Origin of the sequence: Pseudomonas sp. NCCP-436, from assembly GCF_019656335.1 — a bacterium.
Lineage (GTDB): Bacteria > Pseudomonadota > Gammaproteobacteria > Pseudomonadales > Pseudomonadaceae > Aquipseudomonas.
In genome coordinates this window covers 22,510-46,734 of sequence record NZ_BPLZ01000003.1, presented here as the reverse complement: position 1 = coordinate 46,734, position 24,225 = coordinate 22,510, and the positions used below count along the sequence as shown (strand labels likewise).

Annotated in this window: 25 protein-coding genes and 3 tRNA genes; 18 read left to right on the top strand and 10 right to left on the bottom strand. The window is 60.9% G+C overall.

Going from position 1 to position 24,225, the window contains the following annotated elements; all coding sequences use genetic code 11:
* Positions 1-7: 7 nt before the first annotated feature.
* The 3 genes from NCCP436_RS04240 to rdgC form a co-directional block, all read right to left on the bottom strand.
* Positions 8-472: a methylglyoxal synthase gene (locus NCCP436_RS04240; RefSeq protein ID WP_220802553.1), complete on the bottom strand. Its 465-nt coding sequence runs from the start codon at positions 470-472 to the stop codon at positions 8-10.
* Positions 473-485: 13 nt separating this feature from the next.
* Positions 486-1,487 carry a type I glyceraldehyde-3-phosphate dehydrogenase gene (gene gap, locus NCCP436_RS04235; RefSeq protein ID WP_220802552.1) on the bottom strand — a complete coding sequence of 334 codons (1,002 nt, stop codon included), beginning with the start codon at positions 1,485-1,487 and terminating at the stop codon, positions 486-488.
* A gap of 232 nt (positions 1,488-1,719) precedes the next feature.
* Positions 1,720-2,640, bottom strand: a complete 921-nt coding sequence (rdgC, locus tag NCCP436_RS04230) for a recombination-associated protein RdgC (protein ID WP_220802551.1) — start codon at positions 2,638-2,640, stop codon at positions 1,720-1,722.
* Between the two features lie 303 nt (positions 2,641-2,943).
* Here rdgC and NCCP436_RS04225 point away from each other — a divergent pair.
* From NCCP436_RS04225 to NCCP436_RS04195, 7 genes are all read left to right on the top strand, one after another.
* Positions 2,944-3,019, top strand: a tRNA-Val gene (locus tag NCCP436_RS04225).
* A gap of 15 nt (positions 3,020-3,034) precedes the next feature.
* Positions 3,035-3,111 (top strand) — tRNA-Asp (locus tag NCCP436_RS04220).
* Between the two features lie 186 nt (positions 3,112-3,297).
* Positions 3,298-4,035: an FKBP-type peptidyl-prolyl cis-trans isomerase gene (locus NCCP436_RS04215; RefSeq protein ID WP_220802550.1), complete on the top strand. Its 738-nt coding sequence runs from the start codon at positions 3,298-3,300 to the stop codon at positions 4,033-4,035.
* A gap of 327 nt (positions 4,036-4,362) precedes the next feature.
* Positions 4,363-4,797 carry a YkvA family protein gene (locus NCCP436_RS04210; RefSeq protein WP_220802549.1) on the top strand — a complete coding sequence of 145 codons (435 nt, stop codon included), beginning with the start codon at positions 4,363-4,365 and terminating at the stop codon, positions 4,795-4,797.
* A gap of 108 nt (positions 4,798-4,905) precedes the next feature.
* On the top strand, positions 4,906-5,229 hold the full coding sequence (locus tag NCCP436_RS04205) for a helix-turn-helix domain-containing protein (RefSeq protein ID WP_220802548.1): 324 nt from the start codon (positions 4,906-4,908) through the stop codon (positions 5,227-5,229).
* Complete coding sequence (locus tag NCCP436_RS04200; protein ID WP_220802547.1) at positions 5,226-5,591, top strand: hypothetical protein; 366 nt, start codon at positions 5,226-5,228, stop codon at positions 5,589-5,591. Before NCCP436_RS04205 ends, NCCP436_RS04200 begins: the two co-directional genes overlap by 4 nt.
* Positions 5,584-6,057, top strand: a complete 474-nt coding sequence (locus tag NCCP436_RS04195; RefSeq protein WP_220802546.1) for a sel1 repeat family protein — start codon at positions 5,584-5,586, stop codon at positions 6,055-6,057. The genes NCCP436_RS04200 and NCCP436_RS04195 overlap by 8 nt, the downstream gene beginning before the upstream one ends.
* Here the strand turns inward: NCCP436_RS04195 and NCCP436_RS04190 are convergent.
* Both NCCP436_RS04190 and NCCP436_RS04185 read right to left on the bottom strand, forming a co-directional pair.
* Positions 6,046-7,800 (bottom strand): bifunctional diguanylate cyclase/phosphodiesterase, encoded by a 1,755-nt coding sequence (locus NCCP436_RS04190; protein WP_220802545.1) that lies wholly within the window; start codon positions 7,798-7,800, stop codon positions 6,046-6,048. The two genes, NCCP436_RS04195 and NCCP436_RS04190, sit on opposite strands and share 12 nt — an antisense overlap.
* Positions 7,801-7,899: 99 nt before the next feature.
* A complete protein-coding gene (locus tag NCCP436_RS04185; protein WP_220802544.1) occupies positions 7,900-9,981 on the bottom strand; it encodes a carboxy terminal-processing peptidase in 2,082 nt (693 codons plus the stop codon).
* Between the two features lie 126 nt (positions 9,982-10,107).
* Here NCCP436_RS04185 and NCCP436_RS04180 point away from each other — a divergent pair, with 126 nt between their 5' ends.
* From NCCP436_RS04180 to ahpF, 3 genes are all read left to right on the top strand, one after another.
* On the top strand, positions 10,108-11,070 hold the full coding sequence (locus NCCP436_RS04180) for a zinc-binding dehydrogenase (protein ID WP_220802543.1): 963 nt from the start codon (positions 10,108-10,110) through the stop codon (positions 11,068-11,070).
* A gap of 152 nt (positions 11,071-11,222) precedes the next feature.
* Complete coding sequence (gene ahpC, locus NCCP436_RS04175; RefSeq protein WP_220802542.1) at positions 11,223-11,786, top strand: alkyl hydroperoxide reductase subunit C; 564 nt, start codon at positions 11,223-11,225, stop codon at positions 11,784-11,786.
* 141 nt (positions 11,787-11,927) lie between these two features.
* Positions 11,928-13,484 carry an alkyl hydroperoxide reductase subunit F gene (gene ahpF / locus NCCP436_RS04170; protein WP_220802541.1) on the top strand — a complete coding sequence of 519 codons (1,557 nt, stop codon included), beginning with the start codon at positions 11,928-11,930 and terminating at the stop codon, positions 13,482-13,484.
* 70 nt (positions 13,485-13,554) lie between these two features.
* Here ahpF and NCCP436_RS04165 read toward each other — a convergent pair whose 3' ends face one another.
* Positions 13,555-13,953, bottom strand: a complete 399-nt coding sequence (locus tag NCCP436_RS04165) for a nuclear transport factor 2 family protein (RefSeq protein ID WP_220802540.1) — start codon at positions 13,951-13,953, stop codon at positions 13,555-13,557.
* 113 nt (positions 13,954-14,066) lie between these two features.
* Here NCCP436_RS04165 and NCCP436_RS04160 point away from each other — a divergent pair, with 113 nt between their 5' ends.
* Genes NCCP436_RS04160 through zapE form a run of 3 tightly spaced genes read left to right on the top strand, consistent with a single transcriptional unit; the run spans position 14,067 to position 16,647 of the window.
* Entirely contained in the window at positions 14,067-14,657 is a 591-nt protein-coding gene (locus NCCP436_RS04160) for a GNAT family N-acetyltransferase (protein WP_220802539.1), read from the top strand.
* On the top strand, positions 14,654-15,538 hold the full coding sequence (locus tag NCCP436_RS04155; RefSeq protein WP_220802538.1) for a carbon-nitrogen hydrolase family protein: 885 nt from the start codon (positions 14,654-14,656) through the stop codon (positions 15,536-15,538). Before NCCP436_RS04160 ends, NCCP436_RS04155 begins: the two co-directional genes overlap by 4 nt.
* Positions 15,535-16,647 (top strand): cell division protein ZapE, encoded by a 1,113-nt coding sequence (gene zapE / locus NCCP436_RS04150; protein ID WP_220802537.1) that lies wholly within the window; start codon positions 15,535-15,537, stop codon positions 16,645-16,647. The genes NCCP436_RS04155 and zapE overlap by 4 nt, the downstream gene beginning before the upstream one ends.
* Here zapE and NCCP436_RS04145 read toward each other — a convergent pair whose 3' ends face one another.
* On the bottom strand, positions 16,648-17,196 hold the full coding sequence (locus tag NCCP436_RS04145) for a cysteine hydrolase family protein (RefSeq protein WP_220802536.1): 549 nt from the start codon (positions 17,194-17,196) through the stop codon (positions 16,648-16,650).
* Positions 17,197-17,291: 95 nt separating this feature from the next.
* On the opposite strand from NCCP436_RS04145, the gene NCCP436_RS04140 reads away from it, so the two are divergent.
* Positions 17,292-18,269 carry a GlxA family transcriptional regulator gene (locus tag NCCP436_RS04140; RefSeq protein ID WP_220802535.1) on the top strand — a complete coding sequence of 326 codons (978 nt, stop codon included), beginning with the start codon at positions 17,292-17,294 and terminating at the stop codon, positions 18,267-18,269.
* Between the two features lie 41 nt (positions 18,270-18,310).
* On the opposite strand, the gene NCCP436_RS04135 is transcribed toward NCCP436_RS04140, so the two are convergent.
* The 3 genes from NCCP436_RS04135 to NCCP436_RS04125 form a co-directional block, all read right to left on the bottom strand.
* On the bottom strand, positions 18,311-18,808 hold the full coding sequence (locus NCCP436_RS04135; RefSeq protein ID WP_220802534.1) for an RDD family protein: 498 nt from the start codon (positions 18,806-18,808) through the stop codon (positions 18,311-18,313).
* A 101-nt stretch (positions 18,809-18,909) separates the two neighbouring features.
* A complete protein-coding gene (locus NCCP436_RS04130) occupies positions 18,910-19,122 on the bottom strand; it encodes a cold-shock protein (RefSeq protein WP_003246255.1) in 213 nt (70 codons plus the stop codon).
* 408 nt (positions 19,123-19,530) lie between these two features.
* Positions 19,531-19,615 (bottom strand) — tRNA-Leu (locus NCCP436_RS04125).
* Positions 19,616-19,726: 111 nt separating this feature from the next.
* Here NCCP436_RS04125 and queA point away from each other — a divergent pair.
* The 4 genes from queA to secD all read left to right on the top strand — a co-directional run bounded on the left by queA (position 19,727) and on the right by secD (position 24,221).
* Positions 19,727-20,770: a tRNA preQ1(34) S-adenosylmethionine ribosyltransferase-isomerase QueA gene (gene queA / locus NCCP436_RS04120; RefSeq protein ID WP_220802533.1), complete on the top strand. Its 1,044-nt coding sequence runs from the start codon at positions 19,727-19,729 to the stop codon at positions 20,768-20,770.
* Positions 20,771-20,790: 20 nt separating this feature from the next.
* Positions 20,791-21,906 carry a tRNA guanosine(34) transglycosylase Tgt gene (tgt, locus tag NCCP436_RS04115; RefSeq protein ID WP_220802908.1) on the top strand — a complete coding sequence of 372 codons (1,116 nt, stop codon included), beginning with the start codon at positions 20,791-20,793 and terminating at the stop codon, positions 21,904-21,906.
* A 44-nt stretch (positions 21,907-21,950) separates the two neighbouring features.
* Positions 21,951-22,283: a preprotein translocase subunit YajC gene (gene yajC, locus NCCP436_RS04110; RefSeq protein ID WP_220802532.1), complete on the top strand. Its 333-nt coding sequence runs from the start codon at positions 21,951-21,953 to the stop codon at positions 22,281-22,283.
* A gap of 69 nt (positions 22,284-22,352) precedes the next feature.
* Positions 22,353-24,221 carry a protein translocase subunit SecD gene (gene secD, locus NCCP436_RS04105; RefSeq protein ID WP_220802531.1) on the top strand — a complete coding sequence of 623 codons (1,869 nt, stop codon included), beginning with the start codon at positions 22,353-22,355 and terminating at the stop codon, positions 24,219-24,221.
* Positions 24,222-24,225: the final 4 nt, after the last annotated feature.

Sequence of the window (24,225 nt, the reverse complement as noted above, 5' to 3'; positions counted from 1 at the left end):
GGGCCGGCTATTGCCGGCCGGCCAGATAGCTCTCGTAGTCGGGGATGCGATACTCGTGCTGCTGTTCCAGCAGGCTGCTGCTCAGCAGATAGTCGGCGCTGCTCTCGTTACAGGCAACCGGAATGTTCCAGACTGCCGCCACGCGCAGAAGAGCCTTGATGTCCGGGTCGTGCGGTTGCGGCTCGAACGGATCCCAGAAGAACACCAGCATGTCCACACGCCTTTCGGCAATGCGTGCGCCTATCTGCTGGTCACCGCCGAGCGGGCCGCTGATCATGCTTTCCACCGGCAGTTCCAAGCGCTGGCTCAGCAGCAGACCAGTAGTGCCGGTGGCAAGCAGTTGGTGGCGAGCCAGCCGTTCGCGTTGGCGCTGGCACCAGTCCAGCAGGTAGCTCTTACAGTGGTCGTGAGCCACCAGAGCAATACGCTTGCGCGCCGGCAACTGGGCACGAGTAAAGCTGATACGACTCATCGAGCCTCCGGGGTCAGTTCAGGCGCGCCAGAACCAGGCAGTTGTCCAGCATGCGGTTGGAGAAGCCCCATTCGTTGTCATACCAGGCCAGTACCTTGAGCAGCCGGCCGTTGGCGCGGGTGTGGTTGGCATCAAAGATCGACGACAGTGGATTGTGGTTGAAGTCGCAGGACACCAGGGGCAGGGCGTTGTAGCCGAGAACCGGGGATTGTTCGCTGGCGGCCTTGAGCAGAGCGTTGACTTCTTCCGCGGTGGTGTCGCGCTTGAGCTGCACGGTCAAGTCCACCAGCGAGACGTTGATCACCGGTACCCGGACAGCCATGCCGGTGAGCTTGCCGGCCAGTTCCGGAAGCACCAGCCCCACTGCCTCGGCCGCGCCGGTCTTGGTCGGAATCATCGACTGGGTTGCCGAGCGAGCACGATAGGGGTCGCTGTGATAGACATCGGACAGGTTCTGATCGTTGGTATAGGCATGGATGGTGGTCATCAGGCCTTGCTCAATGCCCAGCTCGCGATGCAGTACCTGAGCCACTGGAGCTAGGCAGTTGGTGGTACAGGAGGCGTTGGAGATGATCTGCATGTCCGGGGTCAACACCTGCTCATTGACGCCGAACACTACCGTGGCATCGGCTCCCTTGGCCGGGGCGGAGATCAACACCTTGCGAGCTCCGGCGGTCAGGTGGGCTGCAGCCTGGGCACGATCGGTGAACAGGCCGGTGCATTCGAGCACCACATCGACCTGCAGGTTTTTCCATGGCAGTTCGGCCGGATTACGAATGGCGCTGACAGCAATGCGGTCATCTCGAACCCACAGGCTTTCACCGTCCACCTTCACCGTTTCGGGAAAGTGCCCGTGCACGCTGTCATATTGCAGCAGATGGGCATTGAGGGTGCTGTCACCAAGATCGTTGATTGCCACTACCTGAAGGTGCTTGCGGTAGTCCTGAGTGTAGAGGGCGCGCAGAACGTTGCGCCCGATGCGGCCGAAACCATTGATGGCGATACGTAGGGTCATGACGATGGACTCTCGATTTGTTGTTTTAATAACAAGATTATCTGGCTTTTTTCGGAAATCAAGTCACGAGACCATGAATTTTTGTTGTTTAAATAAAGTATTTTTTGGGGTGGGCGCGCTTGATCCTGGCGCAGGTATGAAGCTGCGGATAATGCCGGGGGAAGGGAGTGTGCGGGGGGATATACGGGAGGAGACAGCGTGCGCCGCCTGCGGGCGGGCGCACGCGATAGCGTCAAATGGCCTGTGGGATCTCTTCACCGCCAAGGGCCGTGAAGAGTTCGGGAAGAAACTCCATCAGGGTCATCATCATCAGGGTGAAGCTGGCGTCCTGCTGGGCCAGAGCATCGTCACCACCATCCTGTTCAGCCTGCTCCTGCAGGATATCTTCGAAGCGCAGGCGCTTGATGGTGAGTTTGTCATCGAGCATGAAGGACAGCTTGTCCTGCCAGGCCAGCGACAGTTGAGTGACTTGTTTTCCGGTGGACAGGTGTAGCTGGATTTCTTCGCCGGTCAAATCCTGGCGCTTGCAGCGCACCACTCCGCCATCCTCGTGAGTATCGCGTAGTTCGCACTCGTCGAGGACGAAGAAGCCCTCGGCCGCCTGCTGGTTTTTCAGCCAGTCGGTCAGGGTGGCGGCTGGAGCGATTTTTACCGACAGTGGGCGAACCGGAAGCGAGCCGATGGCCTCGCGCAGGGTTGAGAGCAGATCTTCGGCTTTCTTCGCGCTGGCGCTGTCCACGAGAATTAGCCCCTGCTTCGGTGCGATGGCGGCGAAGGTGGCGGAGCGGCGAATAAAGGCGCGGGGCAGGAAGGACTGGACGATTTCGTCCTTGAGTTGGTCGCGCTCCTTCTTGTAAACCTTGCGCATCTGTGCGTTTTCGATTTCCTCGACTTTCTCCTTGAGTGCGTCACGTACCACCGAGCCGGGCAGGATGCGTTCTTCCTTGCGAGTGCTGAGCAGCAGGAAGTCACCGCTGACGTGTACCAATGGTGCATCGGCGCCCTTGCCGAAGGGGGCGCTGAAACCGTAGGTGGTCAATTCCTGACTGGCGCAGGGGCGTGCGGGTTTGCCGGCCAGCGCGGCCTCCAGCGCATCGACAGCAAAGGGGATGTCCTGGGTGAGACGGTAGACCAGCAGGTTACGGAACCACATGAGCGGATGACTCTCCATTGGTGTTGGTAGTCGCGGGACGGGTTAGCCTTGTGCCTGGTTTGCAGGAAGGTGGCGTGTCGCGACGGATGAAAGGTGGCAGGCTGCTTGCGGGGCGCATTCCGTCCACCGGGCAGGTTGAGCGCATTATTCCCGCCTCGCAGGTTCAGGCCAACCCTGACCACCAAGCAGCGGGAAAATTCATCGTTTTGCGCTAAGTCGTTGCCGGTGCGGAAAAAAAATTTAAAGGGGGCTTGCCAAGGTGCAGGAGGCTCTCTAGAATGCGCCCCACTTCGAGAGTGAATGGGGTGGTTAGCTCAGCCGGGAGAGCATCTGCCTTACAAGCAGAGGGTCGGCGGTTCGATCCCGTCACCACCCACCAATCTCGCAGTCACGCGCAGCGGTAGTTCAGTCGGTTAGAATACCGGCCTGTCACGCCGGGGGTCGCGGGTTCGAGTCCCGTCCGCTGCGCCACTTATTCCTAGCTTCATCCCCTCCTGTGACATTCCTTGGACATTCGTCCTAAATGCTCAAAAATCCTTGTTTTGCTTGAACTTGTGCGCATCGTTCAACCTCCTATGGCGTAGCCAGTGAGCGGGTTCGACTGCTAAGCTCGCGCTTTCACTCGACGGCCTTCGGGCGCATCTACAAGGAACAAGCATGAAACAGCATCGTTTGGCGGCGGCAGTTGCCCTGGTCGGCCTGGTGCTCTCTGGTTGCGACACGCCAACCAGCGAGGCCGAGCTCAAGAACACGGCGCAGGAAGTCGAATTCAAGAGCCCGGCACAGAAGGCCTCCTACGGCATCGGCCTGAACATGGGCCGCAGTCTCTCTGAGGAAGGGATGGACGATCTGGATTCCAAGGCTGTCGCCCAGGGTATTGAGGATGCGCTGGCCAAGCGCGAACCTCGTATCAAGGACGAGGAGTTGTTCGAAGCCTTTACCTTCCTGCAGAACCGTGCCGAAGAACGCATGGCTGAGCTGAACAAGGCTGCGGCCGAAGCTGGACGCAAGTTCCTTGAGGAGAATGGCAAGCGTGAAGGGGTGGTCACTACCGAGTCCGGCCTGCAGTACGAAGTGTTGAAGAAGGCCGACGGCCCTCAGCCCAAGGAAAGTGATGTGGTGACCGTTCACTACGAAGGCAAGCTGACCGATGGTACAGTGTTCGACAGCTCGGTGGCTCGCGGTACTCCCATCGATTTGCCGGTCGGTGGTGTGATCCCCGGCTGGGTAGAGGGCCTGCAACTGATGCATGTGGGTGAGAAATACAAGCTGTATATCCCCAGTGAACTGGCTTATGGCGAGCAGAGTCCAACTCCGGCGATCCCGGCCAATTCGGTGCTGGTGTTCGACCTGGAGCTGATTGGCATCAAGGATCAGGCTGCCGCCGAGGAGTAACATCTCATAAGTGTTCAGCAACGCCCCGTACAGACGGGGCGTTGTCGTTTCTACATGCTCCCATGCATGGCGAGTGTTACGCTTATGCACATTTCTCGCAGATTTACCGTCACCTTTGAATAAGCACCATGCAGATGCCATTAAAATCTTCAAGTTATTGATTTATTTGATTTTTTTGCGTCTGTATAAAAAGTGCGCGATCTGTCGGAAAGGCCCATGGCACGGGCGTTTGATAGGCTTGTCTAATCGCTTTTCACAGATTTATCCACAGCTTCGGTGGATAAGCGATGTGAGCCCCGGTGCTGATTGAGCTGTCGAGGAAAGCCGATGAAAATCCCTTGGAAACTGGTGCGTTACCTACCGATAGCGGCTCGCCTTCTGCGCGAAGGACGGTTGTCTGAACTGCTGCATTCGCTGGCCGGCAAGCGTACGCCGGAAGGAGGGCGTTTCGCCTCGCTGAAGACTGACCTGGCTTTGCTGCGAGCGCTCTGCCTGGCCTGGATGAAGGGGGAGTACCGTCAGATCAGCAGCCGGACGATGCTAATGGTGGTGGCTGCGCTGGTGTACTTCGTGACACCGCTGGACGTAATCCCTGACTGGCTGCTGGGGGTTGGCTTTCTTGATGACCTGGCGGTGCTGGCCTGGCTGATGCGGACCTGGCAGGGCGAGCTGGACGCGTTCCGGGCCTGGCGTGAACGGCAAGCTCCCGAGCAACTGGAGCGTATCGAGCAGTTGCCGGTGTCGACAGATGAGCCCCGCTGAGCCAGTCGTGCGTACCGGGACGATCGGCAGAGCATGCGCCTGTTAAGATGGCCTCAGACAGGGGAGGCAACGAGCATTCCCGGAGTGTTGTGTGATAAGGAGAGCTTCATGACTGTACAGGTCATAACCCGCGATGGCGAGCCGGAATATGCCGTGTTGCCCTGGGCTGATTACCAGGCCCTGTTGCGTGCTGCCGGATCTGAGGAAGCCGCTTCAGCGCCAGTATCCGCTGCGGCCCCGGCAGCGCCTCGTGCCGCTTTGACGGAGCTGCGAGGCCTGCGCGAGGCGCGCGGCCTGTCGCAGCAGGAACTGGCCCGCAGTGTCGGCATCAGCCCTCATTACCTGGCCATGATCGAGCAGGGCGAGCGTCAGCCTGATACGGCCATTCTGCGCTCGCTGGCCTGGGAGCTGGGGCTGGAGGGATGGATTTGAGTGCGCGCATCAGTCGTCAGAACTGGCAGGCTCTGCTTGGCGAACTGGACGATGCCCGCCGGCAGAAGCATCTGGTTACCTACCGCGCACTGATCGAGCGGCTCGATTTGCCGGCACCGGCGATGCAGACACTGACAAGCGCGCTGGAATACCTGGCCGCGCTGGATGCACAAGCGGATCGTCCACTGCGCAGCGCACTGGTTATCAGCCAGAGTGCCAGCCGTCTGCCACGTACCGGTTTTTTTGATTGTGTGACCCGCCTGGGACGTTTTGCAGGGGCATCCGATGGACTGGCCGCAGCCTCATGGCATGCGGCAGAAGTGGCGCGAGTGTTCGAATTCGAGTATCCCGCCGATGTCTAGACTGCTTTGGAAACTACGTGCCCGCCTGGGCTACTGGCTTGCCCGGCGTCTGTTCCACTGGGCGTGGGCGTTACGCCAGCCGAGTCTGTGGCAGTGGATGCAGGGGCAGTACGGACGCATGGCCAACCTGGGCGATGTACCGGCGCAGAGTTTCTATGGCCATATTCTGCTGTTTCGCGGCCAGGGGCTTGGCGCGCGTGAGGAGGGGCTGAGGCTGTTGCGCCTGGCCGCCAACGGCGGCGATAGCAAGGCTGCCTATCAGTTGGGCGTGCAGGCGCTGCAGGGGGATACCCGCCAGGCGGCGGATGCCATGCAGGCCGTGCGCTGGTGGGAGATGGCGCTGGCGGCTGGCCATCCGCTGGCCGCTCGTCGCCTCAGTCAGCTATATCGTGAGGGCGGGCCCGGCCTGGAGGCTGATGCGCAGGCTGCCGAACGCTATGCCAGCATGGCCGATTCAGGCCGCTGAGCCTGCGAGGATATGCAAGCTGTAACCGGGCACGGCCTTGGCCTGACGCTTGGCTTCGGAAGCCATTTCGGCCAGGCGTGAGGCATCGAGCTGCGCGCAATCTTCAGCTTTCACATGCACCACGCCGATCGACAGTGACAGCAGCGCATATTCCTGACGTTGCCCGTTGCGGTTGTGGGCAATGAAACAGCCGGCTTGCAGGTGCTCATCGCGATAGAAGCGCCGACACTGATTCTGGAAATCCTCGAACAGCCTGCCAAGCTTGTCGCGCCAGTCGTTCGAGCCCAGTACCAGCATGAAATCGTCACCACCGATATGCCCGACGAAGTCGCGCGCCGGGTCGATCCGCTCGTTCAGGCATTGCGCCAGGCACAGCAGTACCTCGTCGCCCTTGGCGTAGCCGTAGAGATCGTTGAAGGGCTTGAAGCTGTCGATGTCGACGTAACACACCGCCGCTTCACGTTGCTGCTGCAGCAAGCGGCTCAGGCACTGCTGAATCGGTACGTTACCTGGCAGCAGAGTCAGTGGGTTGGCGTGGCGTGCCTGCTGCAGCTTCTGCTCGGTGATCAGCTTGAGTACGTCGATCACCCGGCCCAGGCCCAGGTAGCGGCCGTGCTGGATGATGATGAAGTCTTCCTCGATACGTTGGCGTGCGCGGCTGGTAAGCAGGCGGCTGACCTTTTGCAGTGACTGCGTCAGCTCTACGGCGAGAAAGTCCCGGCTCATCAGGCGGCTGATCGGCTTGCGCGCGAACAGGTCAGTGGCGAAGGGTTTGAGCAGCGCCTCGGACAGCGAGTGGCGATGAACGATACCGACCGGCTGGTGCTGGTTGTCCAGTACGGCCAGTGAATTGAGATTGGCCTGGGCGCGAAAGACCTCCAGCACCTCGGCGATGGCAGTGTGCTGGTCGACGGCGATCTGTTCGTTGAGCAGAGGGCTCAGGTCATGGCTGTCTTCGTTGAGGGTGGTCTGGTTACCTGGTATCCGAGGCAGCAACTGACGCGCATCGCGCGGCGGCTTTTCCTGCGGTCGACTGAGCAGATAGCCCTGCACCAGATCGACACCCATCTCCGCCAGCACCGCCAGCTCTTCGGGCAGCTCGATGCCTTCGGCGATCACCTGGGCGCGCGAGGCTTCGGCCATTTTCAGGATGGAGCCGACGAACTCGCGTTTGACCGCATCCTGGTGGATGCCGTCGATGAAATGACGATCAATCTTCACGTAGTCCGGGCGTAGTTCCGACCACAGACGCAGGCTGGAGTAGCCGGCACCCAGATCATCCAGGGCGATGGAAAAGCCCATGGCACGATAGTGGTGCAGCGCGTTGTCGAGCAGGGCGAAGTCTTCGGTGGGCGATTGTTCGGTGAGCTCAATCACCACCTGGCTGGGCGGGATGCCGAAGGTTTGCAGCAGCTTCAGGGTGCGCCCGGGCTGGTGGCTGGGGTCGAGCAGCGACTCCGGCGAGACGTTGAGAAACAGCTTGCCTTCCAGGCCCAGATCACTGAAGCCTCTGCAGGCGCTCTTGCGGCAGGCCATTTCCAGCTCGCTGAGGCGACCCGCATGGCGAGCCACGGCGAACAGTGTCAGCGGTGAATGCAGCGGGCTGTTGGACGGGCCGCGAGTCAGTGCCTCGTAGCCGAGAATGCGCTGTTCGGAAAGCGAGACGATAGGCTGGAACAGGCTGCTGAGGTCGCCGTGAGCGAGGATGTTGCCCAGTGCGCTCAACTGCTCGGTGACGGTCATGGTGGTCTCGATCTGGCGGAAACGAAAGGGCCGGTGTTTAACCGGCCCTTGCATTTCACGACAGCTCGATGACGTTTTGATGACGTTGGTTGAGGCGTCTCAATGCAGCGCCAGCGAGGGGTTCAACCCCAGATAGTCGAGCAGGATGCGCCCTGACTCGGCGAGATAGGCATCATCCTCGGGGCTGCTTTTGTCCTCGGTCAGCGGCAGGCTGTCCTCGTCTTCCCTTTCCAGTTCCTTGAGCGGTTCTTCGCCCTTGGCCTGGCGCCGGTTGTTTTCCAGCGCCAGTTGCTTGGCCTCGATTTCCGCCTGGCGGGTGCGGCGGGTCTGCTCGTTGAGGCTGACAGTGGTTTCAGCCATCAGCTTCTTGGTCAGTGCCAGCCGCTCGCGGGTATACACGAAGTCCGGATCTTCGGCTGTACGCTGTGCATGGCGAGCCTTGAGCTGGTCAAGGAACGGGCGGATCGGATCCAGCTCGGGCCGGATCGCCGGACGGATGCTGTCCCAGGGCAAAGCAGCCGGCAGGGCGCTTTCGCCGATGTCGCTGGTGTCCATGACATCCGGATAGAGGATGTCCGGAATTACCCCCTGGTGCTGGGTGCTCTGCCCGGAAACGCGGTAGAACTTGGCCAGGGTCAGCTTCAGTTCGCCATGGTTGAGCGGCTGTATGGTCTGCACAGTACCCTTGCCGAAGGTCTGGCCGCCGAGAATCAGGGCGCGGTGATAGTCCTGCATGGCGCCGGCAAAGATCTCCGAAGCGGAGGCCGACAGACGGTTGACCAGCACTGCCAGCGGGCCGGCGTAGTAGACGCCCTTGTTTTCATCGGCCAGTACGTCGACGCGCCCGTCGGCGTTGCGCACCAGTACGGTGGGACCCTGCTCGATGAACAGGCTGGTCAGTTCGGTGGCTTCCTGCAGGGAACCACCGCCGTTGTTGCGCAGGTCGATGACCACGCCGTCGACCTTCTCGGCTTGCAGTTCATCAAGCAGGCGTTTTACATCGCGGGTGGTGCTCTTGTAATCCGGATCGCCGGCACGGTAGGCCTTGAAGTCTAGGTAGAAGGCCGGTAGCTCGATGACTCCGAGCTTGTAGTCGCGCCCCTGATGACTCAGTTGCAGCACCTTTTTCTTCGCGGCCTGCTCTTCCAGTTTTACTGCCTCGCGGACGATAGTTACCACCTTGCTGGTCTGGTCGCCCGGCGGGTTACTTGCCGGAATGACTTCCAGGCGCACGGTGGAACCCTTCGGGCCGCGAATCAGCTTGACCACTTCGTCCAGGCGCCAGCCGATTACGTCCACCAGCTCACCGTTACCCTGGGCGACGCCAATGATCTTGTCGGCAGGTGCGATCTGCTTGCTCTTCTCCGCAGGGCCGGCCGGCACCAGGCGCACCACCTTGACGTGCTCGTTGTCACTTTGCAGCACCGCTCCAATACCTTCGAGCGACAGGCTCATGTTGATATCGAAGTTTTCTGCGTTATCCAGCGACAAGTAGGTGGTATGTGGATCATAGGTGGTGGCAAAGGCATTGATATAGGTCTGGAACACGTCCTCGCCACGAGTCTGCTGCAGGCGCTTGAGCTGGTTGCGGTAGCGCTTGGTCAGCAGCTCCTGGATATCGGCAGTTTCCTTGCCGGCGATCTTCAGGCGCAGTACCTCGTCCTTGACACGCTTGCGCCAGAGCTCGTCAAGTTCGGCGCGATCCTTTGCCCAAGGCGCGTCCTCGCGGTCGATCTGCAGGCTTTCGTCGATGCTGAAATCGATCGTTCCAACACCCTTGTCGAGTTCGGCCAGGGCGTAATCCAGACGCTCCTGCAGGCGGGTGAGGTAGCGCCGGTAGATGGCAAAGCCGGGTTCGAGGTTACCGCTCTTGAGCAGGTCATCGAAACGGGTGCGCCACTGGGCGAACTCGGTGATGTCTGCGCTGGTGAAGTACAGACGGGCCGGATCGAGCAGTTTCAGATAGTTGTCGTAGATCTGAACCGAACGCTCGTCGTTGAGCGGAGGCTTGTTGTAGTGGTGACGTTTGAGCAGTTCCACCACGTTGAGACTGGCAATCACCTGCTCGCGATCCGGCTGCAGATAGTCCCATGTGGCGGCGGAAGAACTCTTGGCCGCTAGCGGCAGGGCGCTGAAGCCAAGGACAAGGGCGAGGGCGGTGCTTGCGAGGGAGCGCTTCATGCTGATTCGACGTAAGGGCAGGTGATAACGCATATTAGGCCGTAGTTGAGGGCGCCAGGTTCCGTTGGCGCTTGCGGTAGCCCGGGAAGATGCGACGGGCATGTACACTTGCACTATGGAGGCACTATGAAGGCATTGCAAGGCGTCGAAGGGCGGCCGCAGTGGCTGGAGCAAACGACGCAGGCCTGCGATGCAGGTCAAATTCGCGTTCAGGTGGCGGCTGCGGGTCTTAATCGGGCCGATCTGCTGCAACTGGCTGGGCTGTATCCGCCACCGCCGGGCGCCAGTCTGGCTCTGGGGCTGGAATGTGCAGGAGTCGTGAGTGAGGTGGGCGCCGGTAGTGCCTGGCAGGTGGGCGATCGGGTCTGCTGCCTGCTGGCTGGTGGCGGTATGGCCGAAGAGGTGGTGCTGGATGCGCGGCATGCCTTGCCGGTACCCGAAGGGCTTGGCCTGGTCGAGGCAGCAGTGCTGCCGGAAGTTTATGCCACGGCCTGGCTCAATCTGTTCCAGCTAGGCGGACTGCGTCCCGGCGAGAAGGTGTTGCTGCATGCCGGTGCCAGTGGCGTCGGCACGGCCGCGATCCAGCTGTGCAAGGCTTTTGGTAATCCCTGCTGGGTCAGTGTCGGTTCGGCCGAGCGACTGGCCTATTGCGTGGAACACGGGGCGCAGGGCGGCGTGGTGCGCAGCGAGAATCTGGATGGTTTGAACGATTTCGGTCCATTTGACGTGATTCTCGACCCGGTTGGCGGTCGCTATGCTCAACTGAATCTCGACCTGTTGGCGCGCGATGGTCGCTGGATCAACATCGGACTGATGGGCGGCCGTGAGGCTCAGCTGGATCTGGCGAAGGTGCTGGGCAAGCGTCTGCAACTGATCGGCTCGACCCTGCGCAACCGGGATGATCGCTTCAAGGCGGAGCTGCTACACGAGTTGCACCGACAGGTCTGGTCGCTGTTTGCCGAATGCCGGCTGAAGCCGCAACTGGAGCGCAGTTTTGCGGTCAAGGATTGCGAGCAGGCTTTCGAAATGCTCGCCAGCAATAAGGTGGCGGGTAAACTGGCGCTGGTGATCGATGCCTCTCTGGCCTGAGGCAGGGGCACCAATGTCGATCATCCGAATGTCGCGATCGATTAGTGGATTCAATCGATATGATTCCACTAATCAATAAGCTTTTTCTCGGTGGGGCGTTAATATAGGTCCCGTCGATTTAAACCCTCGTAGAAAACCAGAAGGAGTCAGAAATGTCCCTCATCAATACTCAGGTTCAGCCGTTCAAGGTCAACGCCTTCCATAACGGTCAGTTCATCGAAGTGACCGAGCAGAGCCTGAAGGGCAAGTGGTCGGTTCTGATCTTCATGCCGGCAGCCTTCACCTTCAACTGCCCGACCGAGATCGAAGACGCCGCCAACAACTACGCCGAGTTCCAGAAGGCCGGTGCTGAGGTGTACATCGTCACCACCGACACCCACTTCTCCCACAAAGTCTGGCATGAAACTTCGCCGGCCGTGGGTAAGGCTCAGTTCCCGCTGATCGGTGACCCGACCCACCAGTTGACCCGCGCTTTCGACGTACACATTGACGAAGAAGGCCTGGCGCTGCGCGGCACCTTCATCATCAACCCGGAAGGCGTGATCAAGACTCTGGAAATTCACTCCAACGAAATCGCTCGTGACGTTTCCGAGACCCTGCGCAAGCTGAAGGCCGCCCAGTACACCGCCGCCAACCCGGGCGAAGTCTGCCCGGCCAAGTGGAAAGAAGGCGAGAAGACTCTGGCTCCGTCCCTGGACCTGGTCGGCAAGATCTAAGATCTGCCTGGGGGCGCAAGCCCCCGCTCGGCCCCGCGCTTCGCTGGCTGCAATCCAGCCACAAGTGCCCGAACGCCCGGGCGCAATCCGTCCGGGCGTTTTTTTGCCTGAAATTCGCTATTCGTTAGAGGATTCACCGTCATGTTGGACGCCAACCTTAAAGACCAATTGAAGGCCTACCTGGAGCGGGTCAGCCTGCCGTTCGAGATCGTTGCTTCCCTCGATGACGGCGAAAAATCCAAGGAACTGCTCGGCCTGCTTACCGACATCGTAAGCCTGACCGACAAGATCACCCTCAAGACCGACGGCACTGACGCCCGCCGTCCGTCCTTCTCTCTGGTTCGTCCGGGAGCCGATATCGGCATCACCTTTGCCGGTATCCCCATGGGCCACGAGTTCACCTCGTTGGTACTGGCCCTGCTGCAGGTCGGTGGTCACCCGTCCAAGCTGGACGCCGAGACCATCGAGCAGATCAAGTCCATTGAAGGCAAGTACGAGTTCGAGACCTACTTCTCGCTGTCCTGCCAGAACTGCCCGGACGTGGTCCAGGCGTTGAACCTGATGGCGGTGCTCAACCCGAACATCCGCAACGTCTCGATCGACGGAGCGCTGTTCCAGGAAGAGGTCGAGAGTCGTCAGGTAATGGCGGTGCCCAGCGTCTACCTGAATGGTGAACCCTTCGCCAACGGCCGCATGGAAGTGAAGGAAATCCTTGCCAAGATCGACACCAAGGCCGGCAGCCGTGATGCCGAGAAGATGAACGCCAAGGAAGCCTTCGACGTGCTGGTGGTCGGCGGTGGCCCGGCCGGCGCCGCAGCGGCCATCTATGCCGCACGCAAGGGTATCCGTACCGGCGTGGCGGCCGAGCGCTTCGGCGGCCAGGTGCTCGATACCATGGCCATCGAGAACTTCATCTCGATCAAGGAAACCGAAGGCCCGAAACTGGCCCGCGCCCTGGAAGAGCACGTGCGTGAATACGAAGTTGACATCATGAACCTGCAGCGCGCCTCGGCCCTGGTTCCGGCCAGCAGCGAAGGCGGCCTGCACGAAGTGAAGTTCGACAACGGCGCCAGCCTCAAGGCCAAGACCGTGATCCTCTCCACCGGTGCCCGCTGGCGTGAAATGGGCGTGCCGGGCGAGCAGGAATACAAGGCCAAGGGCGTGTGCTTCTGCCCGCACTGCGACGGCCCGCTGTTCAAGGGCAAGCGCGTGGCGGTGATCGGCGGCGGCAACTCCGGCGTCGAAGCGGCCATCGACCTGGCTGGTATCGTGGCTCACGTGACCCTGCTGGAGTTTGCCGACACTCTGCGTGCCGACCAGGTGCTGCAGAACAAGCTGAACAGCCTGCCCAACGTCACCGTGATCAGGAGCGCGCAGACCACCGAGGTCAAGGGCGACGGTCAGAAGGTCACCGGGCTGGTCTACAAGGACCGCACCACTGAGCAGCTGCACACCGTCGAGCTGGAAGGCATCTTCGTGCAGATTGGCCTGCTGCCCAACAGCGACTGGCTGAAGGGCACCGTGGAGCTGAACCGCTTCGGCGAGATCGTGGTCGATGCCAAGGGCCAGACCAACATCCCCGGCGTGTTCGCCGCCGGTGATGTGACCACCGTGCCGTACAAGCAGATCGTTATCGCCGTAGGCGAAGGTGCCAAGGCGTCGCTCTCTGCCTTCGATCACCTGATCCGCAACAGCTGATCGACTCGCTGCAACGAAAAAGGCCATCCCGGGGATGGCCTTTTTCATTCTGTCGCCGGCTGCCGGGACTTCAGCAGACCTGGGCGATCCAGTCGTTGAGGTTGTAGTAGTTGCTGATGCGCGTCACCTTGCCGTCCTTGATTTCGAAGAAGGCGCCGGCCGGCAGTACGTACTTCTGGCCGCTGGCTGGCGGCAGGCCCTCGTCGTCGGCCAGGTACTCGCCGTTGACCACGAACTCGGCGGCGGCTCGGCTGCCGTCGGCGGTCTGCATTACCACGATATCGGTAAGGCGCTCGCGGTAGCAGCGGTTCATCTTTTCCATGAAGCTGGCAAAGGCGGCCTTGCCGGTCTGGCGCTCACCCTGGTTGATGTCGTGCACCACATCCTCGGCCAGCAGGTCGAGGAAAGCGGCCATGTCGCCGGCATTGAAAGCAGCGTAGTAGGCCTGAACCAGTTCGGTGGCGGTCATGGGCAAACTCCTTTCGTTGGTAGGTTAGTGGTTTGGCTGGCGAACATGATAAGTTCGCCGCACTTCGCCGGCATAGCTGCCGGCGTCAACCTGCTGTTGGCGAACGACTCCTTATGGACATTCAGTTGCTCCGGGGGCCCGAGATAGCGCCCTACATTGATGATCTGGCGCGGCTGCGCATCAATGTGTTCCGCGAGTTTCCCTATCTCTACGAGGGCAGCCACGCTTACGAAGCCCAGTACCTGGCCACCTATCTGCGCAGCGCCGACAGTCTGTGCGTGCTGGTGCGTGATGATGGGCAGGTTGTAGGCGCCTCCACCGCGCTGCCGCTGGCCAATGAAACCAGCGAATTCCAGCAGCCCTTCGTTGCTGCCGGCTGGGATATTGAGCGGATTTTCTACTGCGCCGAGTCGGTGGTGTTGCCGGCCTGGCGTGGCCTGGGCCTGGGCGTGCGCTTCTTTGCCGAGCGCGAGGCCCATGCCCGGCGCCTGGGGCGTTTCGACTGGTGTGCCTTCTGTGCCGTCGAGCGTCCGGCCGATCACCCGCGGCGGCCGGCCGGCTACCGGCCGCTGAACGAATTCTGGCAGCGGCGCGGTTATCGCCACCACCCGGAATTGCACACTCACTATCACTGGCGTGACCTGGACGAAGTCGAGGAATCAGCCAAGCCCATGTCTTTCTGGTTGAAGGAGCTTGCCCCGTGATCAAGGTTGCCGCCTGTCAGTATCACATCGATCTGTTCACTACCTGGGAGGCTTACGCCAGCCATCTTACGGCCCTGTGTGAGGAGGCCGCCGGGCTCGGTGCCGAGTTGCTGTTGTTGCCGGAATACGCCGGACTGGTACTGACTGGCCAGTTGCCGGAAAACGAACGTGCGGATCTGCATGCCTCCATCGCCGGCATTCAGCCGCTACTGCCGCGCTGGCTGGAACTGTGTGAAGAGCTTGCCCGACGTCTCGCTATCCATTTGCAACCAGGCTCGGTGGCGGTGCTCGATGAGGACGGCTGCTATCGCAACCGCGCCTGGCTGTTTGGCCCGGACGGCTGCCTGGGCAGCCAGGACAAACTGATCATGACCCGCTTCGAGCTGGAGCAGTGGCACATCGCTGCTGGCAACGGCCTCAAGGTGTTCGACACGCCGCTGGGCAAGCTGGGCATCCTGATCTGCTACGACAACGAATTTCCGTTGTTGGCGCGGACCCTGGCCGATGCCGGAGCGGACTTGATCCTGGCGCCGAGCTGCACCGATACGGTGGCCGGATTTCACCGAGTGCGCATTGGCGCTCAGGCCCGGGCTCTGGAAAACCAGATTGCCGTGCTGCATTCGCCCACGGTTGGTCTGGCGCCCTGGTCGCCCTCGCTGGATGAAGGCTATGGCCGCGCCTCACTGTATGTACCGTCAGACTACGGTATGCCGCCCAGCGGTATTGTTGCCGAGAGTATGGAGTTGTGCCCGTCGCGCAGCCACTGGCTGGTTTGCGATCTTGATCTGGACCAGGTGCGTCGGCTGCGCGAGCAGGGACAGGTGTTCACCCGGCGCGACTGGCCCCGGCAGTTCGACGACGGTCGACTGGTGTTGCGTTGACGACACAGCAGCCAGCGGATCCGCGTGCTGCCTACGAGCTTGCGCTGACCAGCGGCTTTGTCGCTGATGTGGCGCAGCAGCAGGCCGTGGAAGCACTGCAACGCTGTCACACAGCCATCCAGCGTGGCGAGCGGACACAGGGTATCTACCTCTGGGGGCCGGTAGGACGTGGCAAGACCTGGTTGATGGACAGTTTCTACGGAACGCTGCGTGTACCAGCGCGCCGCCAGCACTTTCACCACTTCATGCAGTGGGTGCATCGGCGACAGTTCCAGCTCAGTGGCAATCCGGATCCACTGCGCCTGCTGGCCGAAGAGCTGGGTCGCGAGCTGCGTGTGCTGTGCTTCGACGAGCTGTTCGTCAGCGATATCGGCGACGCCATGTTGCTTGGGCCGCTGCTCAGTCGGGTTGTGGCGCAGGGCGTGGTACTGGTGGCGACGTCCAACCAGCCGCCGGAACAGTTGTATGCCGGAGGCTACAACCGTGAACGCTTTCTGCCGGCCATAGCCGCACTGCAGCAGCACATGCAGGTGGTGGCGGTAGATGGCGAGCAGGATCACCGGTTACACCCGGGGTTGCAGGCGCCTCGCTACTGGGTGCGGCAGCCGGCGGCGCTAGGCGAGCTCTTTGCTCATCTGAATGACGGGCGCGAAGTGAGTCGCGGCGTACTTGAACTTGCCCGGCGCCGTATCGAGATCCGGGGCTTCAGTGATGCGGCGCTGTGGTGCCGTTTTGCCGACCTTTGCGAACAGCCACTGGCGGCTCCCGACTTTATCGAATTATGCGAGCGTTTCCCGGCCATCCTGCTGGACGAGGTGCCGCGTCTTGGTGGTGCGCAGCGTGAAGGGCGTATCGCCCGCGGCACCGAAGATGGTGTTCGGCGGGTCGATGCGGGGGATCGCCAGTTGCCAGCTCTGGCACCTCATGACGATGCGGTGCGCCGCTTCATTGCCCTTGTCGATGAGTGCTATGACCGGCGCGTACCGCTGTACATTCAGGCCGAGGTCGCGCTGGAAGATCTGTACACCCAGGGCTACCTCGAATTTCCTTTCCGCCGCACCTTAAGCCGGCTGCGCGAGATGCAGCTGGCGCGTTTTGGCGCTGGCTGATCAGCCGGCCAGGTACTGTTCGGTGGACAGCAGCTTGGCGTAGGCGAAGGCCAGCGAGGCCATGTAGGCGGCGTGTACTTGCGGCGCTGCAATCACCTGGCCGCCGAACTCCTGGTCGCGGGTCGCACAGGCATCGTGTACTACCGTGGTGGCATAACCGAGGTCGCTACTGGCGCGGGCGGCGGCATCGATACACATGTGGCTCATGGCGCCGACCAGTGTCACCTGCTCGATGCCTGCTTCATCCAGCAGGGATTTCAATTCCGTATCGAGGAAGGCATTGACTTTATGCTTGAGCACTACCGGCTCGCTCTCCAGTGGCTGAACACTGGCATGCAGGCGAGCGCCCTCGGAGCCCGGAGTGAAGAAAGGCGCGTCTTCGCTCTGGAATTCATGACGCACGTGGATTACCCGATCGCCTTCTCGGCGAGCTGCGTGGAGGATACGTGCGGCATTGGCGGCGGCGGCCTCCATTTCGTGCAACGGCCATTTGCCGGCGCTGAAATAGTCGTTCTGGATATCGATCAGGATTAGGGCACGCTTGCTCATGAGAGTCTCCATGGGATGAAATTGGCGCCCACCATAGCGCCCTGGAGCGCTTGCCGGGATGGGCGTGGCTGACAATTTGCGGGGAAAAACTGACAATGAGCGGGCATTGCCTTGAGATTGGTCTGTTGCTGTATCCCGGCGTGCAGCGTGCTGCCGTCTACGGGTTGGAAGATCTGTTTGAGGTGGCCAATCGCATGGCTGCTAGACAGGGGCGCGAAGGGCTGCAGCGACTGTGCACCAGTCACTGGCAGGCTGACGAGGCGGGCAGCCTGCGACGTGTTCAGGGGGATTCGGGGCTTGATGGCGAGGCGCTGCCACAGGTAGTGATTGTGCCGCCCAGCCTGGAAACTAATAGTGACTATCGTCTGCCGTCCTGCTACGGACTCTGGCTGCAGCGTTTGCACCGATCTGGCGTGACGCTGGCTTCGGTCTGTGCTGGCGCCTTTCCCCTGGCCGAAGCAGGTTTGCTGGATGGGCGCACGGTGACGACTCATTGGGCGCTGGCAACCGAGCTGGCGCAACGGCATCCTCGTGTGCGGCTACTGCCCGAGCGCATGGTGATCGATGATGGCGATCTGATCACTGCTGGCGGTCTGATGGCCTGGACGGATCTCGGACTGGCGCTGGTAACGCGTCTGCTCGGACCAACCATTTCGGCGGAAACCGCGCGTTATCTGGTGGTGGATCTGAATCGACAGTCGCAGCGCCAGTTCAGCAGTTTCTTGCCCAGTTTCGACCATGGTGATGCGGCGGTGCTGAGTGTTCAGCACTGGCTGCAGGGGGCAGCGCTGGCCGAGGCTAGCCTGGCAGAAATGGCGGCCAAAGTTGGTCTGGGAGAGCGTACCTTTCTGCGGCGCTTTCGTGCGGCTACCGGCTTGCGGCCTACGGAGTACTGCCAGCAGGTGCGGGTTACCCGGGCTAGAGAGCTGCTGGAATTCAGTCGCGACAGCATCGATCAGATCGCCTGGCAGGTGGGCTATCGCGACACAAGCGCCTTTCGCAAGGTGTTCATGCGTCTGGTCGGCTTGTCTCCTGGCGAGTATCGGCGGCGCTTCGCCGTTCGCCCGCGCTGATCCGGAATGGAATCCTCGCCAGGCGTACGGAGCGCTGCGGTTTACTTCTTGTGAACGTTCTTCGGCAGTTGCACGACGATGCTGTCGGAGTAGATGTCATGCCAGGTGCGCTTACGCCGATCCCACAGCATCCAGAGAAAGCCCAGGCCGGCAAACAGCCAGGAGCCTATGGCGACCACGAAGCGTAACAGGGCCTGCCAGAGGTCGAGAGCGCTGCCGTCGGTGTTCTGCACGCGCAGCCCCCATACCTGCATGCCCAGCGTTTGACCATTATGCGTCCAGAACTTGGCGAAGAAGGCAAACAGGCTCAGCAGTAGCAGGCTGGCCAGTACCGGGTCATTGTCCAGCGCACCTGCCTCGGACATCGCCAGCAGGGTATCGCCGCCGTGAATCAGGCGCAGGATGCCCTGCTGGTAGATCAGCGTGATTACCATGATCAAAGCCACACAGAGCAGGAAGTCGTAGAACATGGCAGCCAGGCGGCGGAACAGTCCGGCAGCAGGAAAATCGCCTGCCGGGCGTAGCTGGTGTTTCGGCATGATGGACTCGCTGTGACGATGAAGCGCCTATTCTAACGGCGACTTTTCTGCGGGCATAAAAAACCCCTGATAAAAATCAGGGGTTTTCAGAATGGCGGCGATTAGCCCAGGATCTGAACCTGGTCGGCCTGCATGCCTTTCTGACCTTGCACGGCGATGAAGCTGACTTTCTGGCCTTCTTTCAGGCTCTTGAAGCCGTTGCCTTCGATCGCGCGGAAGTGCACGAACAGATCCGGACCGCTCTCGGGAGTGATAAAACCAAAACCTTTCTCGTCGTTAAACCACTTGACGGTACCGTTCTGACGATTCGACATGTCTTTTTCCTTGAAACTAGAGTTGATGACAGCCTCCAGCCTACTTGCCGAAGGGCTGAAACTGGTTGCAAGGAGTAATAGAAGTCGAACGGGATGTAGCGGATCTTGATGATCTGCTGCACCAGAGTCACGATTCACGGCGACCCATGCAAACAGTTGGGCCACTCTACGCTAACTTTTACGCAATTGCCAACCCCCGCTGATGCGCTTTCCGGCCAGCGCTCATGCGGGCTTCGGTGATTAACACAGGGGGGGGCTGCAACCTGTTTGCAACAATCGATCCGCTCGTTCCAGGGAGGGGCAAGCAGAAGGGGCGGAACCGCAGGATGACCGCCTGCAGAGAGGCAATGTGCAAAATGTGCCGGGCACGAAAAAGGCCTTGATGATCAAGGCCTTTCGTTTGTTTCGTGGTGCCCCGGGGGAGACTCGAACTCCCACTCCTTTCGAAAACGGATTTTGAATCCGCCGCGTCTACCGATTCCGCCACCGGGGCACGATGGCGGCGCAGTATAGGGGGGAGCTCTGATCCGGTCAATTGTCGCGCGTGGTCAGTTCATGGGAATTCCGGTAAGCTTTGCCGCCCTGCACAACAGCTGCCTCATTCATGCGTGTTGCCGATTTTCACTTTGATCTTCCCGAATCGCTGATTGCCCGGCACCCCCTGGCTGAGCGTCGGGCCAGCCGTCTTCTACTGCTTGACGGGAAGACCGGCGAACGTCGTCATGGGCGCTTTGCCGACCTGCTTGAGCAGCTGCATCCGGGCGACCTGATGGTGTTCAACAATACCCGGGTGATTCCGGCGCGACTGTTCGGCCAGAAAGCCTCTGGCGGCAAGCTGGAAATACTGGTGGAGCGTGTGCTCGATCAACATCGGGTGCTGGCCCATGTGCGCTCAAGCAAGTCGCCCAAGCCGGGTTCGCAGATTTTCATCGAAGGGGGAGGGGAAGCCGAGATGCTGGCGCGTCACGGTGCGCTCTTCGAGCTGTGCTTTGCTGAGCCCGTGTTGCCGCTGCTCGAACGTGTCGGGCATATGCCTCTGCCGCCCTATATAGACCGTCCGGATGACGAGTCGGATCGCGAACGTTATCAGACCGTTTATGCCGAAAAGGCCGGAGCAGTGGCCGCGCCTACTGCCGGTCTGCACTTCGATGAGGCGCTGCTTGCCTCCATCCGCGCCAAGGGGGTGGAAACCGCCTTCGTTACCCTGCATGTGGGGGCCGGCACCTTCCAGCCGGTGCGGGTCGAGCGTATCGAGGATCACCACATGCACAGCGAATGGCTGGAGGTGAGCCAGGAAGTGGTCGATGCCGTAGCCGCCTGTCGTGCCCGCGGCGGACGGGTTATCGCTGTCGGTACCACCAGCGTGCGCTCGCTGGAAAGTGCGGCGCGTGATGGCGAGTTGAAGGCATTCAGTGGCGACACCGACATCTTTCTCTATCCGGGCCGGCCCTTTCATGTGGTCGATGCGCTGGTGACCAACTTCCATCTGCCGGAGTCTACGCTGCTGATGCTGGTGTCGGCGTTCGCCGGTTATCCCGAAACCATGGCGGCCTATCGTGAGGCTGTGGCCGAAGGTTATCGCTTCTTCAGTTATGGTGATGCCATGTTCATCACCCGTAATCCCGCCGCGCGCGGGCCCGAGGTTTGAGTATGTCGCGCACCTGTCGCATGTCCTTCGAGTTGCTGGCCACCGACGGCAAGGCCCGTCGTGGTCGTCTGACCTTCCCGCGTGGTGTGGTTGAGACCCCTGCCTTCATGCCGGTGGGTACCTACGGCACGGTCAAGGGCATGCTGCCGCGTGATGTCGAAAGCATCGGCGCGCAGATCATCCTCGGCAATACCTTCCATCTATGGTTGCGCCCGGGCATGGAAGTGATCAAGAAGCACGGCGATCTGCACGACTTCATGCAGTGGCAGGGGCCGATCCTCACCGATTCCGGCGGCTTTCAGGTGTTCAGCCTGGGCGCAATGCGCAAGATCAAGGAAGAGGGCGTGTACTTCGCCTCGCCGGTCGACGGCGCCAAGGTGTTCATGGGGCCGGAAGAGTCGATGCAGGTTCAGCGAGACCTGGGCTCGGACATCGTGATGATCTTCGACGAGTGCACGCCCTATCCGGCGGACTTCGACGTGGCCAGGCGCTCCATGGAGTTGTCGCTGCGCTGGGCCAAACGTTCCAAGGCTGCTCACGGTGAAAATACTGCGGCGCTGTTCGGCATCGTCCAGGGCGGCATGCATGAAGAGTTGCGCATGCGCTCGCTGGAGGGCCTCTGCGAGATCGGCTTCGACGGTCTGGCCATCGGCGGTCTTTCGGTAGGTGAGCCGAAGGAGGAGATGATCCGCGTGCTGGACTTTTTGCCGCCGCAGATGCCGGCCGACAAGCCACGCTACCTGATGGGCGTCGGCAAGCCGGAGGACCTGGTAGAGGGCGTGCGCCGCGGCGTGGACATGTTCGACTGCGTGATGCCGACGCGTAACGCACGCAATGGCCACCTGTTTGTCGACACCGGGGTGATCAAGATTCGCAATGCGGTGCACAAGCACGACGATTCGCCACTGGATCCGAGCTGCGACTGTTACACCTGCAAACACTTCTCCCGGGCCTACCTGCATCATCTGGACAAATGTGGAGAAATGCTCGGCAGTATGCTCAATACCATCCATAACTTGCGGCATTATCAGCAGGTCATGGCTGGTTTGCGCGAGGCTATCGGACAGGGTAAATTGGCCGCCTTCGTCGAATCCTTCTATGCCAAGCGCGGTCTTCCCGTGCCGCCGCTGGACTGAGATGACATCTCTTTAAATCCGAGTTTTACAACAGGAGTTGTTCTATGAGCTTTTTCATCCCAGCCGCCTATGCCGACACCGCCGCGGCTGCCGGCCCTGCTGGCAGTGGCTTCGAGTGGGTCTTCCTGATCGGTTTCCTGGTCATCTTCTATCTGATGATCTGGCGTCCGCAGGCCAAGCGTGCCAAAGAGCACAAAAACCTGATCGGCGGCCTGCAGAAGGGCGACGAGGTGGTGACCAGCGGCGGCATCGCCGGCAAGGTGACCAAGGTGACCGATGACTTCGTCGTGGTCGAAGTTTCCGACAATGTCGAGCTGAAGTTCCAGAAGCAGGCTGTTGCAGCAGCTCTGCCCAAGGGTACGCTGAAAGCCATCTGAGCGGCTCTTAGTTTTTCCATCGGCGGGGCGCAAATTAGCGCCCCGCGTCATAAGCGGGTGGCTTGATTCATGCTCAACAAATACCCCCTGTGGAAATACCTGCTGATTCTGGCCGTGCTGGCCGTTGGCCTGGTTTATTCCATTCCCAATCTCTACCCGGACGATCCGGCTATTCAGATCAGCGGCAGTAGCAGTGCTCTGACCATCGAACAGGCTGATCTGGATCGTGCCGCCAAGACGTTGCAGGACGCTGGCATCGCGGTTAAAGCAACCAGCGTCGACGAGCGCGGCCGTGGCGGCCTGATCCGCCTGACCCGTCAGGACGATCAGTTACCGGGCAAGGACATCGTGCGCCGGACCATGGGTGACGACTATGTGGTGGCGCTGAACCTGGCGCAGACCACGCCCGAATGGCTGCGCAAACTTGGCGCCAGCCCGATGAAGCTTGGCCTCGACCTGTCCGGTGGCGTGCACTTCCTGCTGGAGGTGGACATGGACAAGGCGCTGGACGTGCGCCGCAAGGTTTACGAAGGCGAGATCAAGACCCTGCTGCGCAAGGAGCGTGTGCGCTACCGCAGCATGCCTGAGCAGGATGGCCGCATTCAGCTGGGCTTTGCCGACAGCGAGGCTCTGGAGAAGGCTCAGCGCCTGATCCGCAAGGATTTCACCGATTTCGAGCTGAGCACCGTGACGCGCGGTGGTCAGCAGGTACTGCAGTTGGCATTGACCCAGGCGAAGATCAGCGAGATTCGCGAATACTCGATCCGTCAGAACCTGACCACTGTACGTAACCGTGTCAACGAACTGGGCGTAGCCGAGCCGCTGGTGCAGCGCCAGGGCGCCAACCGTATCGTGGTCGAGCTGCCGGGTGTGCAGGACACCGCTGAGGCCAAGCGAATTCTCGGCAAGACTGCCAACCTGGAGTTCCGCCTGCAGGCTGAATTCGATGCGCCGCGTGCCGCTACCGAGACCTTTGGCTTCCGCGAGGAAGGGCGTCCACCGGTACAGCTTGAGCGTGAGCTGATCATCACTGGTGACTCGGTCACTGACGCCCAGGCCAGCTACGACGAAAACGGTCGTCCGCAGGTCAATATTCGTCTCGACGGCCATGGCGGCGAGTTGATGAACCGGGCCACCCGCAACAACGTTGGACGCAGTATGGCGGTGGTTTTCATCGAGCAGAAGCCGGTGACCCGCTATGTGCGCCAGACCGTGGACGGTGTCGAGCAGGAAGTGGTGGTTTCCTCGTTCGTCGAGGAGAAGAAGATCATCAGCTTGGCGACCATCCAGTCGCCGCTGGGTAGCCAGTTCCGCATCACCGGTCTCAACGGTCAGGGCGAGTCCTCCGAGCTGGCTCTGCTGTTGCGTGCCGGTGGCCTGGCCGCGCCGATGTACTTCGCCGAGGAACGCACTATTGGTCCGAGTCTGGGGGCGGAAAACATCGCCAAGGGCATCCAGTCGACCGAGTGGGCGATGGTGTTCGTGGCCATCTTCATGATCCTGATCTACCGCTTCTTCGGTGTACTGGCCACCGTGGCGCTGGCGTTCAACCTGGTGCTGCTGGTGGGGCTGATGTCGGCCATCGGTGCCACGCTGACCTTGCCGGGTATCGCCGGTATCGTGCTGACCCTGGGTATGGCGGTGGACGCCAACGTGCTCATCTACTCACGGATACGTGAGGAGCTGGGCAACGGCTTGTCGGTGCAGCGTGCCATTCACGAGGGCTTCGACCGTGCCTACACGGCGATTCTCGACAGTAACCTGACCACATTGCTGGTCGGCGGCATCCTGTTCGCCATGGGCTCCGGGCCGGTCAAGGGCTTCGCGGTGACCATGTCCCTCGGGATCATCACCTCGATGTTCACAGCCATCATGTTTACCCGCGGCATGGTCAACCTGATCTTCGGTGGCCGTGACTTCAAGAAGCTGTGGATCTGAGGCA